Source organism: Streptomyces sp. NPDC001714, assembly GCF_042892755.1.
Lineage (GTDB): Bacteria > Actinomycetota > Actinomycetes > Streptomycetales > Streptomycetaceae > Streptomyces.
Window position 1 is genome coordinate 516999 of the sequence record NZ_JBIAUL010000001.1, and the last position, 24168, is coordinate 541166.

The 24168-nt window shown below is 71.1% G+C and carries 25 protein-coding genes; 12 read left to right on the forward strand and 13 right to left on the reverse strand.

All coding sequences use genetic code 11. From position 1 onward, the window contains the following. Positions 1-6: 6 nt before the first annotated feature. From ACFY0P_RS02435 to ACFY0P_RS02470, 8 genes are all read right to left on the reverse strand, one after another. The gene (locus tag ACFY0P_RS02435) at positions 7-501 is read right to left on the reverse strand and encodes a thiol-disulfide oxidoreductase DCC family protein (RefSeq protein WP_388906400.1); all 495 of its coding nucleotides are present in this window, start codon (positions 499-501) and stop codon (positions 7-9) included. After that, complete coding sequence (locus ACFY0P_RS02440; protein ID WP_388906403.1) at positions 498-905, reverse strand: hypothetical protein; 408 nt, start codon at positions 903-905, stop codon at positions 498-500. The genes ACFY0P_RS02435 and ACFY0P_RS02440 overlap by 4 nt, the downstream gene beginning before the upstream one ends. Before the next feature lie 94 nt (positions 906-999). After that, positions 1000-1410 carry a VOC family protein gene (locus ACFY0P_RS02445; RefSeq protein WP_388906405.1) on the reverse strand — a complete coding sequence of 137 codons (411 nt, stop codon included), beginning with the start codon at positions 1408-1410 and terminating at the stop codon, positions 1000-1002. A 129-nt stretch (positions 1411-1539) separates the two neighbouring features. After that, a complete protein-coding gene (locus ACFY0P_RS02450; protein WP_046729767.1) occupies positions 1540-2319 on the reverse strand; it encodes a succinate dehydrogenase iron-sulfur subunit in 780 nt (259 codons plus the stop codon). Further along, positions 2319-4073, reverse strand: a complete 1755-nt coding sequence (sdhA, locus tag ACFY0P_RS02455) for a succinate dehydrogenase flavoprotein subunit (protein WP_388906407.1) — start codon at positions 4071-4073, stop codon at positions 2319-2321. Before sdhA ends, ACFY0P_RS02450 begins: the two co-directional genes overlap by 1 nt. Positions 4074-4092: 19 nt before the next feature. After that, complete coding sequence (locus ACFY0P_RS02460; RefSeq protein ID WP_352354818.1) at positions 4093-4572, reverse strand: succinate dehydrogenase hydrophobic membrane anchor subunit; 480 nt, start codon at positions 4570-4572, stop codon at positions 4093-4095. Between the two features lie 5 nt (positions 4573-4577). Continuing rightward, a complete protein-coding gene (gene sdhC / locus ACFY0P_RS02465; RefSeq protein WP_071659649.1) occupies positions 4578-4958 on the reverse strand; it encodes a succinate dehydrogenase, cytochrome b556 subunit in 381 nt (126 codons plus the stop codon). A 192-nt stretch (positions 4959-5150) separates the two neighbouring features. Beyond that, positions 5151-5723, reverse strand: coding sequence for a 2-oxo-4-hydroxy-4-carboxy-5-ureidoimidazoline decarboxylase (locus ACFY0P_RS02470; protein WP_388906409.1), 573 nt, complete (start codon positions 5721-5723; stop codon positions 5151-5153). A 155-nt stretch (positions 5724-5878) separates the two neighbouring features. On the opposite strand from ACFY0P_RS02470, the gene ACFY0P_RS02475 reads away from it, so the two are divergent. From ACFY0P_RS02475 to ACFY0P_RS02495, 5 genes are all read left to right on the forward strand, one after another. Then, the gene (locus ACFY0P_RS02475) at positions 5879-7549 is read left to right on the forward strand and encodes a glycoside hydrolase family 20 protein (RefSeq protein ID WP_388906411.1); all 1671 of its coding nucleotides are present in this window, start codon (positions 5879-5881) and stop codon (positions 7547-7549) included. 119 nt (positions 7550-7668) lie between these two features. Beyond that, on the forward strand, positions 7669-8436 hold the full coding sequence (locus ACFY0P_RS02480) for a DUF4328 domain-containing protein (RefSeq protein WP_388906413.1): 768 nt from the start codon (positions 7669-7671) through the stop codon (positions 8434-8436). 165 nt (positions 8437-8601) lie between these two features. Continuing rightward, positions 8602-9171 carry a hypothetical protein gene (locus tag ACFY0P_RS02485; protein WP_388906415.1) on the forward strand — a complete coding sequence of 190 codons (570 nt, stop codon included), beginning with the start codon at positions 8602-8604 and terminating at the stop codon, positions 9169-9171. Between the two features lie 110 nt (positions 9172-9281). After that, positions 9282-9677, forward strand: coding sequence for a hypothetical protein (locus ACFY0P_RS02490; RefSeq protein WP_388906417.1), 396 nt, complete (start codon positions 9282-9284; stop codon positions 9675-9677). A 79-nt stretch (positions 9678-9756) separates the two neighbouring features. Beyond that, positions 9757-11229 (forward strand): DHA2 family efflux MFS transporter permease subunit, encoded by a 1473-nt coding sequence (locus ACFY0P_RS02495; RefSeq protein WP_388906420.1) that lies wholly within the window; start codon positions 9757-9759, stop codon positions 11227-11229. 3 nt (positions 11230-11232) lie between these two features. Here ACFY0P_RS02495 and ACFY0P_RS02500 read toward each other — a convergent pair whose 3' ends face one another. Continuing rightward, the gene (locus tag ACFY0P_RS02500; RefSeq protein WP_388906422.1) at positions 11233-13527 is read right to left on the reverse strand and encodes an N-acetylmuramoyl-L-alanine amidase; all 2295 of its coding nucleotides are present in this window, start codon (positions 13525-13527) and stop codon (positions 11233-11235) included. A 627-nt stretch (positions 13528-14154) separates the two neighbouring features. Between ACFY0P_RS02500 and ACFY0P_RS02505 the strand changes: the two genes are divergently transcribed. After that, positions 14155-14817: an RNA polymerase sigma factor gene (locus ACFY0P_RS02505; protein WP_388906424.1), complete on the forward strand. Its 663-nt coding sequence runs from the start codon at positions 14155-14157 to the stop codon at positions 14815-14817. Continuing rightward, positions 14817-15875, forward strand: a complete 1059-nt coding sequence (locus tag ACFY0P_RS02510) for a hypothetical protein (protein ID WP_388906426.1) — start codon at positions 14817-14819, stop codon at positions 15873-15875. Before ACFY0P_RS02505 ends, ACFY0P_RS02510 begins: the two co-directional genes overlap by 1 nt. A gap of 214 nt (positions 15876-16089) precedes the next feature. Here the strand turns inward: ACFY0P_RS02510 and ACFY0P_RS02515 are convergent, their stop codons facing one another. Beyond that, complete coding sequence (locus tag ACFY0P_RS02515; RefSeq protein ID WP_388906429.1) at positions 16090-16932, reverse strand: L,D-transpeptidase family protein; 843 nt, start codon at positions 16930-16932, stop codon at positions 16090-16092. A 107-nt stretch (positions 16933-17039) separates the two neighbouring features. On the opposite strand from ACFY0P_RS02515, the gene ACFY0P_RS02520 reads away from it, so the two are divergent. Beyond that, positions 17040-18620, forward strand: a complete 1581-nt coding sequence (locus ACFY0P_RS02520) for a methylmalonyl-CoA mutase (RefSeq protein WP_388906431.1) — start codon at positions 17040-17042, stop codon at positions 18618-18620. A 74-nt stretch (positions 18621-18694) separates the two neighbouring features. Continuing rightward, positions 18695-19348 carry a leucine efflux protein LeuE gene (leuE, locus tag ACFY0P_RS02525; RefSeq protein ID WP_388906433.1) on the forward strand — a complete coding sequence of 218 codons (654 nt, stop codon included), beginning with the start codon at positions 18695-18697 and terminating at the stop codon, positions 19346-19348. 40 nt (positions 19349-19388) lie between these two features. Here leuE and ACFY0P_RS02530 read toward each other — a convergent pair whose 3' ends face one another. Further along, on the reverse strand, positions 19389-19910 hold the full coding sequence (locus ACFY0P_RS02530) for a PadR family transcriptional regulator (RefSeq protein ID WP_388906435.1): 522 nt from the start codon (positions 19908-19910) through the stop codon (positions 19389-19391). A gap of 115 nt (positions 19911-20025) precedes the next feature. Between ACFY0P_RS02530 and ACFY0P_RS02535 the strand changes: the two genes are divergently transcribed. Both ACFY0P_RS02535 and ACFY0P_RS02540 read left to right on the forward strand, forming a co-directional pair. Further along, positions 20026-20577, forward strand: coding sequence for a hypothetical protein (locus ACFY0P_RS02535; protein WP_388906438.1), 552 nt, complete (start codon positions 20026-20028; stop codon positions 20575-20577). A 54-nt stretch (positions 20578-20631) separates the two neighbouring features. Beyond that, positions 20632-21321 (forward strand): TMEM175 family protein, encoded by a 690-nt coding sequence (locus ACFY0P_RS02540; RefSeq protein ID WP_388906440.1) that lies wholly within the window; start codon positions 20632-20634, stop codon positions 21319-21321. Between the two features lie 164 nt (positions 21322-21485). On the opposite strand, the gene ACFY0P_RS02545 is transcribed toward ACFY0P_RS02540, so the two are convergent. After that, the gene (locus tag ACFY0P_RS02545) at positions 21486-22862 is read right to left on the reverse strand and encodes an FAD-dependent monooxygenase (RefSeq protein ID WP_388906442.1); all 1377 of its coding nucleotides are present in this window, start codon (positions 22860-22862) and stop codon (positions 21486-21488) included. Positions 22863-22933: 71 nt separating this feature from the next. On the opposite strand from ACFY0P_RS02545, the gene ACFY0P_RS02550 reads away from it, so the two are divergent. Further along, on the forward strand, positions 22934-23593 hold the full coding sequence (locus ACFY0P_RS02550) for a TetR/AcrR family transcriptional regulator C-terminal domain-containing protein (protein WP_388906445.1): 660 nt from the start codon (positions 22934-22936) through the stop codon (positions 23591-23593). Positions 23594-23648: 55 nt separating this feature from the next. Here the strand turns inward: ACFY0P_RS02550 and ACFY0P_RS02555 are convergent, their stop codons facing one another. Then, the gene (locus ACFY0P_RS02555) at positions 23649-24059 is read right to left on the reverse strand and encodes a hypothetical protein (RefSeq protein WP_388906447.1); all 411 of its coding nucleotides are present in this window, start codon (positions 24057-24059) and stop codon (positions 23649-23651) included. Positions 24060-24168: the final 109 nt, after the last annotated feature.

The window sequence follows — 24168 nt, forward strand, 5'->3', positions numbered from 1 at the left end:
CAGAGCCTAACGAGTGGCGCAGACGCCGCCGGCACAGCCCGGAGGGTCGTAGATCCAGCCGATGCCGGGTTCGTAGACCCACCCGTCCTCCCGCCGGAAGGTCTTCCCGGTCCCCAGCCCGCCCCGCCACCAGGCGGCGGCGAGCACCGCGCCCCGTGCCAGCCGGGCCCCGGCCGGCGTGCTCAGCCGGTGGGCCAGCGGCCGATGCTCCCGCAGCGCCCAGAGCACGACGATCCACGCGGCGGTGTCCCGGTAGACCTGTCCCGAGTCGCCGACGACGGTGACCTCGTCGAAGGTGGCCGAGTGGTCCAGCCCGGGGAACCGGGCGCGGGCCTGGTCCGACCCGGCGGGAAGCAGGGTGAGCGGCACCAGCTGCGGCTGGCGCCCGAGCCAGTCGCGCAGGTAGGTGCAGAGGGTGCACTCGGCGTCGTAGAGGACGGTGAGCCCGTGGACCGGGACGCGCACGGCGCCCCGGTCGTCGGTCGCGGTCACGGTGCTCACGCCCCGGCCGCCGGAGCGGTCCAGCCCTGCGGCGGGACCGGCGGGAGCTGCTCCTTCTCCATGATCCCGCGGCGCCGGATCCGGTTGAGCACGTAGACGTTGCCGAGGTGCATCACACCGAGCACCAGCAGCACGACCCCGAGCTTGGCGGACAGCGTCTCGAAGATGCCCCGGGTGTCGTCGACCGTGTCGCTGGTGTGCAGGTAGAGCGCGACGAAGCCCAGGTTGACGAGGTAGAAGCCGACGACCAGAAGGTGGTTGACGGCGTCCGCGAGCTGCTCGTTCCCGTGCAGGACGTCGGAGAGGAAGATCCGGCCGTTGCGGCTGAGCGTGCGGGCCACCCAGATGGTCAGACCGATGCTGACGAGCAGGTAGATGACGTAGGCGATGACCGTGCGGTCCATGCCCCACCCCTTCTTGAACGCGTTCAAAACGCTGACAGGGATGACTGTAGACCTAGTTTTGAACGCGTTCAACTCGGTTGCGGGGTGACCCCGTTCACGCCCGCCGCGCCAGCTCCGGCCGCTTGCTGTAGTCCGTGAAGCCGAGGATGTTCCCCCAGGGGTCGGCGACCTCGACGGTCCAGCCGGTGGCCACGGAGAACGGCTCGTCGAGCACGGCGACCCCGGCCTCCTTCAGCCGGCCGGCCGCGGCCCGCGCGTCCGGCACCTCCAGCCACACGCGCGGCGACGCCCACACCGCCGGCCGGTGCCCGAGGCCCTCCTCGGCCCGCAGCAGGATCCCGGGCGTCTCGCCCCCGACCTTCAGCAGGGCGATCCCGCCCTCGTCGAACCGGAACCCCACCGTGAACCCGGCCCGCTCGTAGAAGGCGACGGCGTCCGCGAGCCTCCCGACGGGCATCACCACGTTGTCGAACCCGAGCAGTTCGTACGATTCGTCATCTGACATACCGTCAGGTTAGAACCGCTCATCCGCACCGGCGGCCGACACGCGGAAGGAGCGCGGCGTGCAAAAGACGAGGGGCCGTTCCTTCCGCAGTGCGGAAGGAACGGCCCCTCGCGGGTTTCCGGCCTCCGGTCAGAAGCGGCGCGTGATCAGCGCTCGCTTCACCTCCTGGATCGCCTTGGTGACCTCGATGCCGCGCGGGCAGGCGTCCGTGCAGTTGAAGGTCGTGCGGCAGCGCCAGACGCCGTCGCGGTCGTTCAGGATCTCCAGGCGCTGCTCGCCCGCCTCGTCACGGCTGTCGAAGATGAAGCGGTGCGCGTTGACGATGGCGGCCGGGCCGAAGTACTGGCCGTCGTTCCAGAAGACCGGGCACGAGGACGTGCACGCCGCGCAGAGGATGCACTTCGTGGTGTCGTCGAAGCGCTCGCGGTCCTCGGCCGACTGGAGACGCTCGCGCGTGGGCTCGTTCGTGTCCTTCGTGATGAGGAAGGGCATGACGTCCCGGTACGCCTGGAAGAACGGCTCCATGTCCACGACCAGGTCCTTCAGGACCGTCAGGCCCTTGATGGGCTCGACCGTGATCGGCTTCTCGGGGTTGATGTCCTTGATGAGGGTCTTGCAGGCAAGACGGTTCTTGCCGTTGATCCGCATCGCGTCCGAGCCGCAGATGCCGTGGGCGCACGAGCGGCGGAAGGTCAGCGTGCCGTCGACGTCCCACTTGATCTTGTGGAGGCCGTCGAGGACGCGCTCCTTCGGGTCGATCTCCAGCTGGAAGTCTTCCCAGACCGCGTCCGCGGAGACCTCGGGGTTGAAGCGGCGGACCCGGAAGGTGACCGTGATGTACGGGGAGTCGGCGAAGCCGGGCTCGGGCTGGCCGGCCGCGTCCGCCTTGTCCAGAACGGGGGTTGCCATCAGTACTTACGCTCCATCGGCTGGTAGCGGGTCTGGACGACCGGCTTGTAATCGAGACGGATGGACTCGGCGCCGTCGTCGCCCACCTCGCGGTACGCCATGGTGTGGCGCATGAAGTTGACGTCGTCGCGGTTGGGGTAGTCCTCGCGGTAGTGACCGCCGCGGGACTCCTTGCGGGCCAGCGCGGAGACCGCCATGACCTCGGCGAGGTCGAGCAGGTTGCCGAGCTCGATGGCCTCAAGGAGGTCCGTGTTGAAGCGACGCCCCTTGTCCTGGATCGAGACGTTCTTGTAGCGCTCGCGCAGCTCCGCGATCTTCTCGACCGCCGTCTTGATCGTCTGCTCGGTGCGGAACACCATGACGTTGGCGTCCATGGTCTCCTGCAGCTCCCGGCGGAGCGTGGCGACCCGCTCGTTGCCCGTCGAGGAGCGCAGCCGCTCGATCTGGGAGACGACGAGCTCGGCCGGGTTCTCCGGGAGTTCCACGTACTCGTGACCGTGCGCGTACTCGGCGGCCGCGATGCCCGCCCGGCGGCCGAACACGTTGATGTCCAGGAGCGAGTTGGTGCCGAGGCGGTTGGCGCCGTGCACCGACACGCAGGCGACCTCGCCGGCCGCGTACAGGCCCGGGACGACCGTGGTGTTGTCCGACAGGACCTCACCCTCGACGTTCGTCGGGATGCCGCCCATCGCGTAGTGCGCGGTGGGCTGGATCGGGATCGGGTCCGTGTACGGCTCGATGCCCAGGTAGGTGCGCGCGAACTCGGTGATGTCCGGGAGCTTCGCGTCCAGCTGCTCCGGCGGGAGGTGGGTGAGGTCGAGGTAGACGTGGTCGCCCTCGGGACCGCAGCCGCGGCCCTCACGGATCTCCGTGTAGATGGAGCGGGACACGACGTCACGGGACGCGAGGTCCTTCATGACCGGCGCGTACTTCTCCATGAAGCGCTCGCCGTCCTTGTTGCGGAGGATGCCGCCCTCACCGCGGGCGCCCTCCGTCAGCAGGATGCCCATGCGCCAGATGCCGGTCGGGTGGAACTGGAAGAACTCCATGTCCTCCAGCGGCAGCCCGCGGCGGTAGACGGCGGCCTGGCCGTCACCGGTCAGCGTGTGCGCGTTCGACGTCACCTTGAAGAACTTGCCGGTGCCGCCGGAGGCGTAGATGACGGCCTTCGCCTGGAAGACGTGGATCTCACCGGTGGCCAGCTCGTAGGCGACCACACCGGAGGACTTCTTGACGCCGTCCTCCTCGGTGATCAGCTGGTCCAGGACGTAGAACTCGTTGAAGAACTCCACGCCCTCCTTCACGCAGTTCTGGTACAGCGTCTGGAGGATCATGTGGCCGGTGCGGTCGGCCGCGTAGCAGGACCGGCGGACCGGCGCCTCGCCGTGGTTGCGCGAGTGACCGCCGAACCGGCGCTGGTCGATGGTGCCGTTCGGCGTCCGGTTGAACGGCAGGCCCATCTTCTCCAGGTCGAGGACGGCGTCGATGGCCTCCTTCGCCAGGATCTCGGCGGCGTCCTGGTCGACCAGGTAGTCACCGCCCTTGACCGTGTCGAAGGTGTGCCACTCCCAGTTGTCCTCCTCCACGTTGGCGAGCGCGGCGGCCATACCGCCCTGCGCGGCGCCCGTGTGGGAACGGGTGGGGTAGAGCTTGGTCAGGACCGCGGTGCGGCTGCGCTTCGTCGACTCGATGGCCGCGCGCATGCCCGCGCCGCCGGCGCCGACGATGACGGTGTCGTACTTGTGGATCTTCATGATTCTCGCAGCCCCGTGCCTAGCGGATGTTCGGGTCGAAGGTGAAGATCACCAGCGAGCCCAGCAGGATGGTGAACACCGTGGCCGTGTAGAGCAGGCCCTTGAGCCACAGCCGGGTGTTCGCGCGCTCCGCGTAGTCGTTGATGATCGTGCGCAGGCCGTTCGCGCCGTGCAGCATCGCGAGCCACAGCATCAGCAGGTCCCAGACCTGCCAGAAGGGGCTCGCCCAGCGGCCGGCCACGAACGCGAAGCCGATCTTCGACACGCCGCCGTCGAGCACCAGCTGGATCAGCAGGTGGCCGAGGACCAGGACGACGAGCACGACACCGGACAGGCGCATGAACAGCCAGGCGGCCATCTCGAAGTTGCCGCGGGTGGAGCGCGGGGTCTTCTTGGTGCGCTTGCGCGGGGCCTCGATGAGCGGGGCCGGGTTGTCCACGTTGAAGAGCGGGGCGCCCTCGACGGGGCCGACGCCGGCGGGGGTTTCAGTGGTCGACATCTGCGTCAGCTCCCGAACAGGACACGAGCGGCGTGGCCGAGAACGGGGTAAACGGCCCCGGCCATCAGGACGACCCAGACACCGACGACCGTCCAGAGCATCTGCTTCTGGTAGCGCGGGCCCTTCGACCAGAAGTCGACGGCGATCACGCGCAGGCCGTTGAGGGCGTGGAAGAGGATGGCGGCCACCAGGCCGTACTCCAGCAGTGCGACGATCGGCGTCTTGTACGTGGCTACGACCTTGTCGTAGTCCTCGGGGGAGACGCGGACGAGAGCGGTGTCCAGCACGTGAACGAACAGGAAGAAGAAAATGAGGACGCCGGTGACTCGGTGAGCCACCCAGGACCACATTCCTTCCCGGCCGCGGTACAGCGTTCCAGCCGGCACGGAAGTCCCTCCGGGAGCGGGGTATCGGGGCCGCGCCGGCTTGTGGGTGTCGGTCGGGCCCGGCCGGGTACGGTCCACCGGCCCCCAGCATCGTAGCGATGCGCTGCCGCTGGGCTTACGCCGGGCCTACCGGTGTGATCAAAGTGGCACGCGTATGGGTTAGCCGGGCGGCATCCGGGGTGCCGGATTCGGTCATTTGCCGGGTGCGGGTGCGTTTGGGCTGGTCGCGCCCCGCGGCGGAGCCGCTGATGGATACTGCCCCGCGCCCCTGAGTTTCTCCACCAGACGCCCCTGTGCAAGGCGCCGGAGTTGCTCCACGGACATCACCCGCTCGTCCTCCGGATCGTTCTCCAAACGTGAGTAAATGCCCTCCAGGACGCGGTCCAGCCGCTCCTCGGGCCGGGTGTCGCCCAGGTAGATCACGAACCCGTGCCCGAACCTGGCCTCGTAGGCCGCGTGGGCCGCCGTCAGGGCCGTGTGGGCCGCCGAGTACGTGTCCTCGGGCAGCTCCGGGAGGCACTCGCCCGCCAGGGCCTCCGACAGGTCCCCCGGGGACAGGTCGTACGCCGCCTCGTCCGCCGCGGCCAGGAGGGACTCCACGTCGGGGTAGGGGCGGTGGTCGGCGATGCGGCGCGACCAGCGCGGGCTGTGCAGGCAGTGCAGGAGCAGCGCGCCGGCCTCGTCGTCGGGGGCGGCGTTGAACGCGTCCAGCGGGGTGGGGAGATGGGGCAGACGGTGGGCGGGCAGCGTAGGTCCTCGCGTCACATGCGGTGTGGCAGGGGATGCTGTGAGAGATGTGTCGTCGACGTTATCGATGACGTTCACGGCGTGTCCGTTGGTTGCCTCAATTTCACCCGAACGGGAGAGTTTCGGATTGGGTCGGTGACGGCTGTGCGGTGGGTGCGTCGTAAGTTGTAGCTGTGAGCCAGCACAGGCGCAGGCCGTCGGCACGGCAGGGCGCGCGGAGGCGGGCGGTGGTGATCGCCGCGGCCTTCGCGGGGACTGTCGCGCTCGGTACGGGCATCGGCGTATGGGCCTCCTCGGGCGGCGACGCAGGGAGTACCGCCGGAGCGGGCCGGCAGCCCTCCGGAAGCGACCGGGCGGCCTCGTCCGGGGCGCACTCCGGGGCGGCGACCCCCACTCCCACGCCCACCCGCAGCTACCCCCTCTCCCAGGCCCCGCGCACCATCCCCGCCGTCCGTTCCCACACGCCCGCCCGCGGCCCCGGCTGGCGCCCGCGGCAGGGCGGCCGGGTCGTGGTGAGCAACGCGGCGCTGGCCGACGAGGGCCGGCTGACGGCGGGCGAGCTGGGGCTGTCGTACGCCGGGCAGAAGGGTGCGGACGACGACGTCAGGCCGGGCGACGTGCGGCTCGACCTCGGTGGCGGCGGGGACCCGGAGTCGTACACCATGACCGTGCGCGGCGGGTCGGTCCGGATCAGCGGGCCCGGGGACGCGGGCGTCTTCTACGGCACCCGGACCCTCAAGCAGGAGGTGCACGGCGGCGGTACGGCCCCGGAGGGGGTCGTGCGGGACCAGCCGGCCAAGCCGCAGCGCGGGTTCATGCTGGACATCGCGCGCAAGCCGTTCACCGCGGGCTGGATAGAGTCCCGGATACGAGAACTCGGCGATCTGAAGTTCAACCAGCTCGGGCTGCACTTCTCCGACGACCAGGGCTTCCGGATCGAGTCCGACACCCACCCCGAGATCGTCTCCCGGGACCACCTGACCAAGGCGCAGGTGAAGGAGATCGTCGCGCTCGCCTCCGCCCGGCACATCCAGGTCGTACCGGAGATCGACTCTCCGGGACACCTCGGCGCCGTCCTCGCCGCCCACCCGGAGCTGCAGCTGCGCAACGCGCAGGGCGTCGCCACCAGGGGCGCCATCGACATCTCCAAGGACGCCTCGGCGAAGCTCGTCGACGACCTGCTCGACGAGTACGCCGGCCTGTTCCCCGGCTCCTACTGGAACCTCGGCGGCGACGAGTACCAGGCCCTGACCGTCGCGAACCCGCAGGCCTCCTACCCGCAGCTCGCGGCCGCCGCCCGGCAGAAGTACGGCTCCGGCGCCACCGTCGCCGACCTCACCACCGGCTGGCTCGACGCCCGCGCCGACACCGTCCGCGCCCACGACCGCACCCTGCGGGCCTGGAACGACGGCTTCTTCCGCGGCACCTCCGTGCAGCCCGCCGACGACCTCCAGGTCGCCTACTGGACGGGCAAGGAGATCGGTGCCCGGCAGCCCGTGGAGTACCTGAGGGCGGGCCGCAAGGTCCTGAACTACAACGACGAGTACCTGTACTACGTCCTCGGCGAGCCCAACACCTTCGTCTATCCGACCGGTCAGCGGATCTACGAGCAGTGGATCCCGCGCATGCTGCGCGGCACCACGGCCGTGGCCGCACGCTACGAACCCCAGGTCCTCGGCGGCTCCTTCGCCGTCTGGTGCGACCTCGCGGGCTCCCAGACCCAGGACCAGGTGGCGGCCGGCATCCGGATGCCGCTGCGGGCCACCGTCCAGAAACTCTGGGACCCGGGCAACCCGACGATGTCCTGGGCGGACTTCAAGGCCCTCGCGAACAGACTGGGCTGACCCGCGAGGGACGCGGTGATTTACGGGTGGACGTACGGCGGTGACGGGCCGTATGTTCCGCATTCCGCGCGCGGGCCAGGGGAGGGTTCCGTGCACTGCCGCGTCCCGGGGGAACCGTCTTGATCTGCGCCCGCTGCCACCACTTCGCCGCCGCGCCCGGCGCCACCCTGTGCCACCGCTGCCTCGGCGACTCGCCCGAGCCGGCCCCGGCCTTCGGCAGCACGCCGGGCCTGTGGCTGCGCTCGCCCGTGGGCCTCGGCTGGGCCGCCGCCGTCCTGCTCGGGGCGGTCGTCGCCGCCGACCTGTTCGCCGTCTGGGCGGACTTCCTGCAGTACGACGCCACGGGCGCGCTGGCCGACGGGGAGACCGGCGCCGCCGCGTTCCGCCGGGCCGACCGGGCCGACGAGCTCCTGGGCGTCGCCGCCGGTGCCCAGGCCGTCTCGCTGGTGGCCTGCGTGGTCGTGTACCTGTGCTGGTTCCAGCGGGTGCGGGCCAACGCCCAGGTGTTCGACCCGCTCCGGCACCGGAAGTCGCCGGGCTGGGCGATCGGCGGCTGGTTCGTGCCGGTCGTGAACCTCTGGTACCCGCGCCGGATCACCCTCGACATCTGGGACGCCAGCAGCCCCTGGGGTACGACCCGTTCGCACTCGCTGGTCAACATCTGGTGGACGCTGTGGCTGGCCTCGCTGTTCGCCGACCGCGCCGCGACGGCCGGCTACGGCGACGACGCCGAGGGCGCCGCCCAGGTCCACGACGGCGCCCTGCGGATGATCCTTTCCGACTCCCTCGACATCGCCGCCGCCGTCCTCGCGATCCTGCTCGTACTGCGGCTGACCCGCATGCAGCACGAGAAGGCGATGGCGGGCACCGCTCCGGCCGCGCTCTGAGCCACGGCCGAGTGCCGTGCCGTTGGCCGAAAAGCCTTTCTTCGGACTCCTCCGCCTCCCGGGTGCTCCGCCTGTGTGACACTGCCGTACCGTCGCACGCAGTTAGGGAAAGTACGAGCTCCGTGCAAGTGGGCCTTGGTATGTACCGTTTCTGGGAGGCGTGGGATGAGCCTGGTGGAGCTGATCGCTCAGGCCGATGAACGCGGACTGGCCGCCAGTGGGTTGGCCTGTTTGGATCGGTGCGTGCCGTTGCTGGGCGGGGACGACCTGGTGCTGCGGCCGCTGTGGGCGAGCCTCGCCGAGGGCTCCGACTGGAGCGCGGGACTGGAGAAGGCGCGCGGCTCGCTCGGCACCGCCGAGGACACCGGCGGGAGGGCGGGCGAACAGGCCGACGAGGCCGAGGTGCTCGCCCGGCGGATGCTCGACGCCGTGCCCGAGTCACCGGAGGCCGCAGGCGTTCGCCTGTGGGCCGACGCCTGCTCCGTCGCCTCGCTGCAGATACACCGGCTCCTCGACCCCGCGGAGGACGCGGCGCCCTCCGTCGACACCCGCCGCGAGGGCGGCACCGAGGGCATGTCCCCGCTGGTCGCCGCCGAACTGCGCCGCCAGGTCACGGTCCTTGAGCTGCTCGCGGGGCACGGCGCGGCCGGGCTGCGCCGCGCGCTGGACGTCTCCACCGAGGGCCGCCGGGTGCTGCGCGCGGTGGTGTCGCGCCGGGCCCGCGGGCTCGGGTGAACCATTCGTGAGGGCGGTGCGCGGGTCCTGCGCCGGTTGCGGGAACACCCCCGGATCCGGGTGACGAAACCGCCGCCCACCTCGCTCTTCCTTATGTGACAGCCCACTACGTGACACCCCGCCATGGGACCGCGCAGCAGCAGAGCAGGCCGCACGCCGCCGCCAGACCGGCCCGCTGGGCCGCGGACGCGGTCGCCATGATGCGCGAGGGTGCCCGGGTCCGGCTCGACTACTCGGCGCAGAGCCTGTGGCGGGTCGACCGGATGATCGAGGAGATACGCCGGGAGGACGCGCCGTACGACGCCGTACGGGAGACGCTGCGCGGTCTCGGGGCCTACGCCGGCGAGGTGATCGTCCGTCATATCGACGCCGAGTGGTGGGCGTCCGGCGGCGACCACTGGATCCGCACCCCCGACGGCAGGCTGTGGGACCCGATCGACGAGGCCCGGCGCTGCTACGGCGGCCACGGCTCGCTGCGGCTGCTGTGCCGGGACGCTCTGGGATAGCCGGCCGAGGTTCGGCAAAAACACCGTAATAGGAGACGCGGGCGTTCCCAAGTGGCCGACGGGGGAGCACGATTGGCTCATGGCCGACAACCGACGCTGGTGGGCCCTGGTCGTCATCGCGCTGGCCCAGCTGATGGTCGTGCTCGACATGACCATCGTCAACATCGCGCTCCCCTCCGCCCAGGTCGCTCTGCACATGTCCGACGGCAACCGGCAGTGGGTGATCACCGCCTACACCCTCGCCTTCGGCGGACTGCTGCTGCTCGGCGGCCGGATCGCCGACCTGGCCGGACGCCGGGTGGCGTTCATGACCGGCCTGGTCGGCTTCGCGGCCGCCTCCGCCCTCGGCGGGGCCGCGGTCAACCAGGGGATGCTGTTCGGGGCCCGGGCCCTGCAGGGCGTGTTCGCCGCGCTGCTCGCACCGGCCGCGCTGTCGCTGCTCGCCACCACGTTCACCGACCCCAAGGACCGCGGGAAGGCGTTCGGCATCTTCGGCGCCATCATCGGCGCCGGTGCCGCGGTCGGGCTGCTCGCGGGCGGCTTCCTCACCCAGTACCTGGACTGGCGCTGGTGCCTGTACGTCAACGTGCCGATCGCACTGGTCGCCTTCGCCGGCGCCTGGGCCCTGCTGCCCGGCGGCGGCCGCCATCCCGACGCCCGCCTCGACGTCCCCGGCGCCCTGCTCGGCTCGGCGGGCATGCTCTCCCTGGTCTACGGCTTCTCCGAGGCGGAGTCCCGGAGCTGGAGCGACGGCCTGGTCCTGGCGCTGCTCTTCGGCGGGGTCGCACTGCTCGGCCTCTTCGGCTACTGGCAGACCCGGGCCCGGGTCCCGCTGCTCCCGATGACCGTCGTACGGGACCGGCAGCGCATCGGCGCGTTCCTCACCGTGCTGCTGGTGACCGTCGGCATGTTCGGCGTCTTCCTCTTCCTCACGTACTACATGCAACGCGTCCTCGGCTACTCGCCCGTGAAGACCGGCGTCGCCTATCTCCCCATCACCGTCGGCATGGTCACCGGCTCCACCCAGGTCGCCGCAAGACTGCTGCACCGGGTCCCGCCCCGCGTGCTGATGGTGCCCGGGCTGCTGCTGGCGGCCGGGGCGCTGGCCCTGATAGCCCAGGTCGGGGTCGAGCCGGCGTACGCCTCGCACATCCTGCCCGGCATGCTGATGCTCGGCCTCGGCATGGGCACCGCGATGATGACCTCCGTCTCCCTGGCCACCGGCAACGTCGCCCCGCGCGACTCGGGCGCGGCCTCGGCCACCTTCAACACCGCCCAGCAGGTGGGCGGTTCGATCGGTACGGCACTCCTCAACACCATCGCCGCGAGCGTCACCACCCGGTACGCCACCGCGCATGCCGCGAGCATCCCGGACCGGACGCTGCTGGCGGCGAAGGCCGCGGTGCACGGCTTCAACGTGGCCACCTGGTGGGCGATGGCCGCGCTGCTGCTGGGCGCCCTGATCGCCGGCGTGGTCGTGAACGCGGACCGGGCGCCCACTCCGCAAGCTGCGCAGGAGCGGGCGCCCGAACCGGTGGACTCGGCCACGTGAGAACTACTTGATGTACACCAGGCCGTCCGTCGTGACCGTCGGGCGGCCGCTGGTGCCGACCACCACGATCTTCACGGTGTGCTTGGCACTGGACGACCAGGTCCTGGTCCAGATCGCCTGGCGGTACGAGGTCGTCGTGGACTTCAGGTCGACGGTGGCGACCTTGGTGCCGTCGACGTACACGTAGGCCTGGCCCGAGGTCGACGCCCGCGAGACCACCCAGGAGGCGGACCGGCCGGTGAAGGTCCAGCTCAGGCTGGCTCCCTTGGAGCCGCTGGAGTACGACTTGCCGCCCAGGTAGCTGGTGGACGAACGGGCCGTCCACGTACCGGACCTGGTGGCCGAGGTCTCCTGCAGGATCACCGGGGTGAAGGAGACGGACGAGGTGCGGGTGTTGCCCGCGTAGTCGTACGCCTTCATCGACCAGGTGGACGCGGTGCCGGGCTTGGCGGTGCGGCTGGAGCCGGTCGTGGCCGGGCCGAAGGTGGCCGTCGTCGGGGAGAGCAGGCTCACCGACTTCAGGGCCGCGTCGTCGGTGGCCTTCCAGCCGAGGGTGACCGGGACGGCGGTGGTGCTGACGGTGCCGGTGCGCAGGGAGAGCTTCGGCGCGGTGGTGAAGGCCGGCGCCGTGGCGTCGGTGACGACGGTCAGCGCGGCGGTCGTCGTGGTCTTGCCGGACTGGTGCACGGCCCGTACGGCGACGGTGTGGCTGCCCGCGGCGAGCGTGGCGCCGGCCGAGGTCGCCGTACCGGAGGCGGTGGCGGCCACCTTGCCGTCCACCAGCAGCTCGAACTTCGAGATCAGCGAACCCGGCGTGGTGGCGGACCACTTCGCCGTGATCGCCCCCTTGGTGTAGTACGTCGAGCCGGACAGGCTCGCGCCGGACAGCGAGGTGAGCTTCAGGCCCTGCACCGGGCCGGACGCCCAGGCGCGGACGGTCGGCAGCTGGGGGTAGAGCGAGTTGCCGGGGCACTGGGTGTTGTAGCCGTCGCGGTGCCCGGAGATCCGGTTGAAGGTGTACGCGGTGCCCGCCGTGAAGCCGGTGCCGAAGTAGTTGGTCTGGGTCGCGCCCGCCGTGAGTTTGACGGTGCCGGCGGGGTCGGCGCCGTACTGGCCGAGCTTCCAGGCCGCGATACGGGCGATCGACGCCAGGGCCGCGTCCGTGGCGCCGGCCGAGGTGTAGTCACCGAGCACGGCGACACCGGCCGACTCCCGGTTCCAGCCGTAGGTGTGCGCGCCGAACACCGGCAGGCCGACACCGCCCTTGCGGCCCTCGAAGATCGTGCCGCACTTGTCGACCAGGAAGTTGTAGCCGATGTCGTTCCAGTGCTCGGTCTGCGTGTGGTACGCGTAGATGCCCCGGACGATCGCCGGGGATTCCGCGCACGTGTAGTCGTTGGTGCCGTCCGTGTGGTGGACGAAGACGGCCTTCACGTCCGCGTTGTAGTCCGACGGGTCCGGGCTCAGCGACTCGTCGGCGCCCCAGCCGGCCCGCGAGACGATCGGCGGCTCGGGCACGGTGGACGGCGGCGCGGTGGGCGTGGTGGCCGACGGGCTCGCGGACGCGCTGTGCGTCGGCGTGGCGGACGCGGAGTCGCCGGGGGAGGCTGAGCCGGTGGCCGGCCCGGAGTCGGTCGGCGTCACGGAGCCGCTCGGCGTCACGGACTCGGTGGGCGACGCGGAGTCCGCCGGGGAAGCCGGGTCGGCCGGGGAAACGGAAGCGCCGGGTGCCGCGGAATCCGTGGGCGACGCGCTGTCGCTCGGGGTGCCGTCCGCGACGAATGCGGCCGGCTCCGCCTTGGTCTCCGCGGCGGTCACCACGCCGGGGTCGACCAGGTTCACCTGGAGCCCCTTGGGCAGACCGGTACGGGTGGAGCCGTCCTGGTGGACGACCTGGACCTGGACGCCGTCGGAGGGGCCGACCCAGAGCGGCTCGGACGCGCCGCGGGCGTCGGGGCCGGCCTCCGGGTCCTCCAGCGGGTCGGCCGCCTCCAGACCGTGCCAGGCGCTCCACTCGCCGGTCTCGGCGCTCCGGGTGCGCACCTGGGCCGTGCCGTGCAGCCGCTTCGTCGCCCCCGTCCAGGAGACGCCGAGCAGCGAGAACTGCCGGGTGTCCGTGCGCGGCAGTTCCCGCTTGCCGTCCGTGGTGCCCTTCAGCGCCAGGTCGTAGACCTTCACCGGCCGCCTGGCCTGCCCGCCGGTTCCGTGGCCGGCGGACGGGCTGGCGACGGCGTACGTCACCACACCCCCGCCGCCCAGGACCACCGCACCGAGCGTCAGCCACGCCCGTCGCCTCATGCTCAACGGTCTGTACGCACGCTTCGCGCGTGGACTCACTCGTCCCCACCCCTAGAAAAGGACCAACACTGTCAGGCCTGTCACAGCTGTCACACCTGTCACACAGGCCACGCTTAGACACAGCGTGCGGCCCTGACCAAACGTCACCCGCCACCTGACGGCGCGCGGACGGCCCGTGGAAGCAAAGGGGGCGGGGGGCGGCCAGGGCGGCCGGACGCGGCCCACGGTGGCGGCACACTTCGACAGAAAGTCGACAAAATCACATGAGGCGTCCGCTCCGGTCGAGGCGGTGACGACCGAAGCAACGGCCGGGGCCGCCACCCCCCACAGGAGAGGCCCCGGCCGTCGCGCGGCACGGACCGCGCGGCGGCCCGTACTCTGTTCAGCGCCATGAGTGCGTTTTCTGTCACACCTCAGGGCGTCACGAGATAGTTGCACCTTGTACGGACGTGGACGGCGAGCGGTTTCAAGTCGTAACGTTCAGTTCGCGCCGGGCCGTGGAAGACGCATGACCACCGCAACGATCTGCGGTCCCGAACACCGCAACCATCAATTGAGGAACCACGACGGCGAGAACCACGACCGCGAGAGCGGCGCCGGTTTAGGCGCACAGTAGGGAACACACGGGTGCTGGGGGACGACGCGGAGTTGACCGCCGCGGTACGTGCTGCACAGGACGGGGACGAGACCGCGTTCCGCATCGTCTATCGCGCGGTGCAGCCCCGCCTGCTCGGGTACGTCCGCACGCTGGTCGGCGACCCGGACGCCGAGGACGTCGCCTCCGAGGCCTGGCTGCAGATCGCCCGCGACCTCGACCGGTTCAGCGGCGACGCGGACCGGTTCCGCGGCTGGGCCGCCCGGATCGCCCGCAACCGCGCACTCGACCACATACGGATGCGCGGCCGCCGCCCCGCGATCGGCGGCGACGAGACGGAACTGACCGGCCGGCCCGCCGAGTCGGACACCGCCGGCGAGGCCATCGAGGCGCTGGCCACCGACTCCACCCTCTCCCTCATCGCCCGGCTGCCGCAGGACCAGGCCGAGGCGGTCGTCCTCAGGGTCGTCATGGGGCTCGACGCCAAGACCGCCGCCGAGACCCTCGGCAAACGCGCCGGCGCGGTGCGGACGGCGGCCCACCGGGGGCTCAGGAAACTCGCGGAACTGCTCGGTGCCGACCCCGAGGCGGCAGGCGTCCTCGACGCGCTCCCGCCCCAGCGAGAACCGAATGATCGTGCGGTGACGTCCGCGAGTGTGACGCATACGCGTTCGCGGACGCAGAAGGACATGTGATGGCCGACGAGCGGTACAAGTGGCTGAACCGGGTGACGGCGGAACGTCTGCTGCGCGGTGAGTCGCTCGAAGCTGTCGACGCCTCCGCCCGTGACCAGGCAGAACGTCTCGCCGGCACGCTCGGCGCGCTCTCCGCGCGGGCCATGCCGGCCGCCGCCGAACTCCCCGGCGAGGAAGCCGCGGTGGCTGCCTTCCGCAAAGCGCGCGAATCCGCCGAGGACGCGCGGACCGCATGGGCCGCGTCGACCGGGGCGGTCGCGCAGCCGGGCAGGGGCGGGCGGAACGCCGACGCGGGCCTCTTCCGTATCGGCGCCGGCTCCCGGCCGACCCGGGTCCCGGGCTGGGCCCGGCCCGCACGGCTCGGCCTCGCCGCCGCGCTGACCGCCGGCATGCTCGGCGGCGTCGCGGTGGCCGCCGGCACCGGGGTGCTGCCGACGCCGTTCGACGACAACCGTCCCGGACCGGCCGCCTCCGTATCGGCCGCCGGTACCCCCGGCCGCCCGGAGGGCTCGACCTCGCCCGAGTCCCTGCTCGGCGGCGAGACCGGCACTCCCACCTCAGGTGCCACGAGCGGCGGCTCCGGGCAGGCCTCGCCCCACCCGTCCGGCAGGCCGAAGAACCGGGACACCGGCTCGGCCGGCACCCCGGCCGGCGGGTGGAGCGGCGCGCTGACGTCCTGCCGCGCGATCCGGAACGGCAAGTCCCTGGGGGGCGACCGCAGACGCGCCCTGGAAGGACTGGCGGGCGGCGCCGACCGGGTGAACAGGTTCTGCAAGTCCGTCCTCGGCGCCGGACTCAACGGCAAGGGCGACGTCCACCGCGACGACAAGGGCGGCGACAACGGCCAGGGCGGCCAGAACGACGGCCAGGGCGACAGCAGCGGCCCGGGCGGCGGCGACGAGGGCCGGCCGGGCAGGGGCAACGGCGGCGGCAAGAGCGGCGGCACGGGCAACGACCCCCGCCAGGACGGCGTGGCCACCCCCGCCCCGACCGCCTTCGCACCCTTGCTGCCGAACCGGCCCGGCACCTCGCCAAGCCCCACATACAGCGCGCTTTGACCTTTGCACACCGCTGTGACCTGCGTTTTTGAAAGTCCCTGAACTTTTTTCCCGCAGGGTGTGACGTTTTCGGCGGCGGCGGCGCAGTACTGAGTGAGCCGACTGGTCATCGGCCGTCGCACAGAGCCGGGGTTCCCCCCGTACCCGTGGCTCGTGCATCGGCGCGGGCGGGACACGTTCCCCCGGTCCCGCCCGCGCCCCGCACGTCATCCGCTCACCAGGAGACGACGACCTTGTCGCCGTTCCTCACCTGCGCGAACAGGTCCGCGATCGCCGCCTCGTCCCGCACGTTGACGCATCCGTGCGAGCCGCCCGCGTAGCCCCGGGCCGCGAAGTCGTAGGAGTAGTGCACCGCCTGGCCGCCGCTGAAGAACATCGCGTACGGCATCGGGGAGTGGTAGAGCGTCGACACGTGGTGGCGGGACTTCCAGTAGACGTGGAACACACCCTCACGGGTCGGGGTGTACAGCGCCCCGAACCGCACCGACATCGTCGACACCGTGCGCCCGTCGATCATCCAGCGCAGCGTCCGGCTGGTCTTGCTGATGCACAGCACCCGCCCGGTCAGACACCGCGGATCGGGCGCGGCGGCCGGCTGACCGCCCATCAGGTACAGCTCCCACTTCCCCGGCTTGTGTGTCATCCGCACCAGCCGCCGCCAGGTCACGGCGTCGGTCTCACCCGTCTGCGGCAGCCCGCGCTTGCCCTGGAAGCCCTTCACGGCCTCGGCGGTGAGGTCGTCGTAGGTCCCCGTCGGTCCGTCGAACAGCCAGGCGACCTGGCGCAGCCGGGCCTGGAGTTCGCGGACGCCGGTGCCGGTGTCGCCGCGGGTGAACACGATGTGCGGCGGGACGGTCTCGACGGCGGACGGGGAGGGGGTGGGGCCGGTCGGAGTGGAGGTGGTGGGAGCGGTGCCGGCGGGCGTCGGGCTGTGCCGGAGGTCGATGTGGACGGGCGAGTGCCCCTTGGCGTTCCCGCCGCCCGTCGGCTGAACCGTGCACCCGCACAGCACGGCCACCACGGCGGCCAGGACCCCTGAGTACCCCGAGACCTTCATGCCGAGGATGCTTCCCCGCGTGACCGCCGCCGAACAAGGGGGCATGGTGGGAACCAACAGACGTACCGGCATATTGCAATATCGGCGTACTGCGGAGGTCACCCATCATGGCCCGTGAGTCGGAGTCCGGACTGCCCGTCGAGCCGGTCTACGGCCCGGGGGACCTGGCGGGCTGGGACCCGGCCCGGAAACTCGGTGATCCGGGGTCGTACCCCTTCACCCGGGGCGTCTACCCGACGATGTACACCGGCCGTCCCTGGACCATGCGCCAGTACGCCGGCTTCGGTACGGCGACGGAGTCCAACGCCCGCTACCGGCAGCTCATCGCGCACGGCACCACCGGTCTCTCCGTGGCCTTCGACCTGCCCACCCAGATGGGCCACGACTCCGACGCGCCCCTGGCGCACGGCGAGGTCGGCAAGGTCGGGGTGGCGATCGACTCGATCGACGACATGCGGGTGCTGTTCGGCGGGATCCCGTTGGACAGGGTGTCGACGTCGATGACGATCAACGCCCCGGCGGCCGTGCTGTTGCTGCTGTACCAGCTGGTGGCGGAGGAACAGGGCGTACCGGCGGCGGCCCTGACCGGCACGATCCAGAACGACGTCCTGAAGGAGTACATCGCGCGGGGCACGTACATCTTCCCGCCCAAGCCGTCCCTGCGGCTGACCGCGGACATCTTCGGGTACTGCCGGACCGAGATCCCGAGGTGGAACACGATCTCGATCTCCGGCTACCACATGGCCGAGGCGGGGGCGTCCCCCGCCCAGGAGATCGCTTTCACGCTCGCCGACGGCATCGAGTACGTGCGCACGGCGGTCGCGGCCGGCATGGATGTCGACGACTTCGCCCCCCGTCTTTCCTTCTTCTTCGTGGCGCGTACGACGTTCCTGGAGGAGGTCGCCAAGTTCCGTGCGGCGCGCCGGATCTGGGCGCGGGTGATGCGGGAGGAGTTCGGCGCGCGGGACCCCAAGTCGTTGATGCTGCGCTTTCACACCCAGACGGCCGGCGTCCAGCTGACGGCCCAGCAGCCGGAGGTGAACCTGGTGCGGGTGGCGGTCCAGGCCCTGGGCGCGGTCCTCGGCGGCACCCAGTCGCTGCACACCAACTCCTTCGACGAGGCGATCGCGCTGCCGACCGACAAGAGCGCGCGCCTGGCCCTGCGCACCCAGCAGGTGCTGGCGTACGAGACCGACGTGACGGCGACGGTGGACCCCTTCGCGGGTTCGTACGCCGTGGAGCGGATGACGGACGACGTGGAGGCGGCGGCCCTCGGGCTGATGCGCAGGGTCGAGGATCTCGGTGGCGCGGTGGCGGCGATCGAGCACGGCTTCCAGAAGGGCGAGATCGAACGGAACGCCTACCGCATCGCGCAGGAGACCGACGCGGGGGAGCGGGTGGTGGTCGGCGTCAACCGCTTCCAGCTGGACGAGGAGGAACCGTACGAGCCCCTGCGTGTCGACCCGGCCATCGAGGCCCGGCAGGCGGAGCGCCTCGCCCGGTTGCGCGCCGAGCGCGACCGGGCGGCCGTCGCCGCGGCCCTGACCGCCCTGAAGAAGGCCGCCGAGGGCGACGACAACGTGCTTCCCCCGATGAAGGAGGCGCTGCGGGCGCAGGCCACGGTGGGGGAGGTGTGCAACGCGCTGCGGGAGGTGTGGGGGGTGTACGTACCGACGGACGCGTTCTGACGGCGCGTTCTGACGGCGCGTGCTGACCGATGGTCCCCGGAGCGTTGTCGGACCCGCGTGCGAGACTACTTCTCATGTTCGGCGTCATCGATCTCCCCACCTATCTGGCAGGACTCGTCCTGATCGTCCTGCTGCCCGGCCCCAACTCCCTCTACGTGCTGTCCGTCGCCGCCCGGCAGGGGATCCGAGCCGGTTACACCGCCGCCGCGGGCGTGTGGTGCGGGGACACCGTGCTGATGACGCTGTCGGCGGCCGGGGTGGCCTCGCTGCTCAAGGCCAACGCCGTGCTGTTCGGGATCGTGAAGTACGCGGGCGCCGGCTATCTCACCTGGCTGGCGATAGGGATGCTGCGGGCGGCCTGGTCGATGTGGCGGTCGCGGAAGCAGCAGGCGGCGGAGCAGGCTCCACCGGTCGCCGCCGCGACGCAGGAGCGCCCGTACCGCCGCGCCCTGGTGGTCAGCCTCTTCAACCCGAAGGCGATCCTGTTCTTCATCGCCTTCTTCGTGCAGTTCGTCGACCCGGGGTACGCCTACCCGGCGCTGTCCTTCGTCGTCCTCGGCGCCTTCGCCCAGCTGGCCAGCTTCCTCTACCTCAGCGCCCTGATATTCAGCGGCACCAGGCTGGCCGACGCGTTCCGCCGTCGCAAGCGCATGTCGGCGACGGCCACGTCGGCGGCGGGGGTGCTGTTCCTGGGGTTCGCGGTGAAGCTGACGCTGGCCAGCGCCTGAGCCTGAGCCTGAGCCACCGGGCGGCCCCGCCCGCCCGGGGTCACAGGTGCTCGGCGAGCCGTTCCGCGGCCCAGTCGGCCCATTCCGCAGAGGTCATGGAGCCGCGCAGGCCGTATTCGAGGATGAGCCAGCCGCAGACCTGCACCGGGTCGCCGACCCATTCGGCGTTGTCCCGCACGGCTTCCAGCGCGGCGAGCCGTTCGCGGTTGATGCGGGCGAAGTTCTCCAGGTACTCGACGCCCTCCTCGCGGCTGAGCGTCCACAGGAAGAAGACCCGGAGCAGGGCGGCGCTGCGGAAGGCGAGGTCGGTGCCGGGTTCGGTGAGCCAGCCGCGCAGTTCCGCGCGCCCGGCGTCGGTGATGCCGTACTCGCGGCGCTGGCGTGCGCCGGTCCCGGTGACCTCGATCAGCCCCTTCTCACTGAGCTTCGCCAACTCGCCGTAGACCTGGCTCTTCTGGGCGGGCCACACGACGGCCAGGCCCGACTCGAACCGCTTGAGCAGGTCGTATCCACTGGCGGGCTGCTCGGCCAGGAGACCGAGAAGGGCGTGGGGCAAGCTCATGGCCTCACCCTACCGTTCCGGAATTCACCCGTCACGACTGGACAGAGCAAGATCGACCGGCCATTCTTGGACCGTCCAACATTGGACTCTCGGTCTGTCCCGAAGGAGACACCCGGTGAACTACGTCCGCGGTTTCGCGCCCTGGCTGTGTTACGCGGCCCTGAGCCCGGTCGACTGGCGACTGGGGACGAGCGCCGCCGCCCTGGTCGCGCTGTATCTGCTCGCCCGGCAGCTCCACGCCCGCACGGTCGACCTCCTCACCGGCGCCACCTGCGGGTTCTTCGTGGTGATGGCCGGCACCGCGCTGGCCGACCCCGGAACCGCACTCCAGCACTGGACCTGTGCCCTGGCCAACGCCACCCTGGCGGCCACGGCGCTGGCCTCGCTCGCCGCCCGCCGCCCGTTCACCCTGGTCTTCGCCCGGGCCGAGGTGCCCGAGGAGTTCTGGGACTCGCCCCGGTTCCTCAGGGTCAACATGGTGCTGACCGCCATCTGGGCGGCCGGGTTCACCCTCGGCGCGCTCGCCTGTGCCGCCGTCGTCGGCTACGACCACTCCGCGACGGTGCCGCTCGTCACCGCCCAGGTCCTGGCGTTCGTCCTCCCCTTCACCGTCGGCGGCCGGTACGCGGCACGGGCCAGGGCCCGCGCCGCGCAGGCCCTGGCGTGACCGTCCACCGCCCGGCACCGCTCCGCACGGCTCCACACGAGGAAGCAGCAGAACATGCCCGACACCCGCGCGCAGCACACCGCCGGGCCCGATGACCTGACCGGGAACACCGAGGAGACTCCCGGTCCCGGGGGCCGGCCGGTGAGTCCGGAGCGGCTGATCTACTTCTCGGACGCGGTGGTGGCCATCGCCATCACCCTGCTCGCCCTGGAACTGCCGGTCCCCGGCGGGGAGGTGCACGGCAACTCCGGCGTCCTGCACTTCCTGCGCGGCCATCTCGCCGAGTACACCGCGTTCCTCGTCAGCTTCTGGGCCATCGCCATCCACTGGATGATCCACCAGCGGCTGTTCCGGTACGCGACCGGACTCTCGGGCGGTGCCATCCGGTGGAACCTGCTGTGGCTGCTCGCGATCGTCGTGACGCCGTTCACCACGAAGCTGCTGACCAGCGAGGCCGACGCGTTCGAGGTCCAGTTCATCGTGTACGCGGCCAACCAGGTCCTCACCTGCCTGTTCTTCCGGCTGGCCGTCAGGGACCTGCGCAGGTCGGGGGTGCTGGACACCTCCGACTCGGCGGAGGCCGTGTCCAGCACGACGAGCTGGCTGACCGCGATGATGCTGTCCTTCCTCATCTCCATACCGGTCGCCCTGGTCACCCACTGGGCGTCCGTGTGCTGGGCCCTGCTCCCGGCGATCCGGATCTGCCTGCGCGCTCTCCGGCGGGGTCCACTGGCAGCGCCCTGAAGGGGCGCCGGGGGTACCCCCGGCCGAAGGCTGGGGTAGGAACTGCGCGACCAGCCACGACGGTGCCGCAGACGCCGGACGCCGGACGCCAGAGCAAGACGACCCGACCCGACGCGACCCGACCCGACCCGACGCGGCGCGGCGCGGCGCTCCCAGCGGAGCGCTCACGCCCCGGTGCGCGCCACATACGTCCGCAGCCCCTCGGCCGTGTCACCCGCCCAGCCCACATAGCCGTCCGGGCGGACCAGGAACACGCCCGGGCCGTACGACTCCGGGGCCGGCAGGCCGCCGATCCCGTCCACCGGTTCCGGGGCCAGCAGCGTCCAGTGCGGCCCCCGGAAGGCGTCGAACATCCGGATCCCGTCCGCGTTCCGCCCGTCGGGCGCGCGGTCGCCCGCCCGCACCGGTCCCGGGTCGGCCCGGGTCTCCTCGGTCAGTGAGGACTCCCGGTAGCCGATGCCCAGTTGGACCGTGGCCTCGCCCCGCCGGACCTCGCCGTGGTGGACGCCCGTCGAGAGGCCCAGCATGGCGGCGGCGTTCGGGCGGCGCTCCTCCTCGTAGGTGTCGAGGAGCAGGTCCGGAGCCCGGCCGGCGAGCACCGCGGCCAGCTTCCAGCCCAGGTTGTAGGCGTCCTGGACGCTGGTGTTCAGGCCCTGGCCGCCGGCCGGGGAGTGGACGTGGGCCGCGTCGCCGGCCAGGAAGACCCGGCCCACCCGGAACCGGTCGGCCAGCGCGGCGCGGGGGCGGAAGTCGGAGGCCCAGCGCACCTCGGTGATGTCCGCCGCGTCGAGGTGGCTGTACGTCGTCACCAGCCTGCGCAGGCCCTCCAGGGACAGGTCGATCTCCGTGCCCTCGGGCAGCCTGCCGCCCAGCTGGAAGTCGTCGGTGCCGGCCAGCGGGCACAGCGCCACACCGCAGCCGTCGTCGCCGACGAAGGTGTGCCAGTGCTCGCGGTCGAGGCCCCGCACCCGCAGGTCGGCCACCAGGAACGAGCTCGGGTCGACCGACTCGCCGGTCATCCCGACGCCCACCGCGTGCCGTACGGTCGAACGCCCGCCGTCCGCCGCCACGACATACCGGGCACGAGCCGTCGTGCCGTCGGAGAAGCGGGCGGTCACCCCCTCCGCGTCCTGCTCGAGCCCCGTCAGCCCGCGTCCGAACCCGACCCGGCCGCCCAGCTCCCGCAGCCGCGCGTACAGCACCTCCTGCGTGCGCCACTGCGCGACCATCAGCGGTTCGGTGTACGGCGCGCCCTCGTCCGCCGGCACCGTGTCGAACATCGGCTTCGTCCCGAGGGGCTCGCCGTCCTTCCAGAGCAGCCGGGGCGGGTAGGGGCCGCCGGCCGCGCGCATCGCGTCGAGCACACCGAGGTCGTCGTACACCTCCTGCGTCCGGGGCTGGATCCCCTTGCCGCGTGAGCCCGGGGACAGCTTCTCGTTCGCCTCCACGACCAGCGCGTCCACCCCGCGCCGGGCGAGGTCGATACCGAGGGCGAGCCCGGTGGGCCCGGCGCCGACGACCAGTACATCCATCGCATCCATCCCTTTTCTCCTTAACGCTGTTAAGTGCCGTCGGCCGCAAGGCTGCCCTTAACGATGTTAAGCTGTCAAGTGTGAGTACGGAACGACGCGCCCCCCTCGACCGCCGCCGGGTCGCCGACACGGCCCTGCGCCTGCTGAACGAGGTCGGCCTGGACGGGCTGACCCTGCGGGCCATCGCCAAGGAGCTGGACGTCAAGGCCCCGGCGCTGTACTGGCACTTCAAGGACAAGCAGGCGCTGCTCGACGAGATGGCGACGGAGATGTACCGCCGCATGGTCGCGGTCGCGCGTCTGGACCCCGCCGGAACCTGGCAGGACGGGCTGCGCACGACGAGCCGGGGGCTGCGCACGGCCCTGCTCGGCTACCGCGACGGCGCGAAGGTCTACAGCGGCTCACGCTTCACGGGCATCGACCACGCCCCGGAGCAGGAGGCCCTCCTGCGCGTCATGACGGAGGCCGGCTTCACCCTCGCCGAGGCGGTCCAGGCGGGCATGACGACGAACGCCTACACCATCGGCTTCGTGACGGAAGAACAGGGCGTACAGCCACTGCCGGGTGAACGCCGGGAGGGTTACGACCTCACGGAACGTGCCCGCCTGCTGGCCGACTTCCCGCTGGCGGCGGCGGCCGGCAAGGAAATCTTCGACGACTACGACCGCCACTTCGAAGAGGGTCTGGAAGTGGTCATCGCAGGGATCGCGGCGCGGTACGAAAGAGATGGTCGAACGTGAAGAGCCCGGTTCCGGGTGATGTGAGGACATCACCCGGAACCGGGCTCGTGGGATTTCAGCAGTGGTCGGTGTTCGTTCCGTACCAGCCGCCCCACGTGTTCGTCGCGTAGTCGTCATAGTTGCAGTAGTAGTTTCCGGCCGCCGTCACGACCTTGACGGCTTTTCCGGCAGAGCTCTCGAAATAGCCGACGAGGCGCAGGGCTTTGCCGTTGCCCGGCATTTCCTTCCAGCCGCCGGCGCCCGACCAGGTGTGCCAGATGGTTCCGGAGGGCGCGACCCCGAAGCACTCGGCGGGCCCGTACTGCCAGGCCACGTAGTCGTACCCGTAATCGTTGACGTTTCCCGTGTAGCCGAAACAGGTGGCGGATGCGGCGGCCGCGGGTGAGGACGACAGCCCCACCGCACCGAATGCGGCCAACGCCACTGCCGCAGCAGCGGCAGCCGATGAACGGAAACGAGACCTCATGAGCTCTCCTTTGTTCCCACGTGCATCGCTGGCTTCTTGCGGATCACACGCTATGAAGAGCTGATCACGTCATACAAGCGGTTTCCGGCTGACCTCGGTAAGCGGAGGT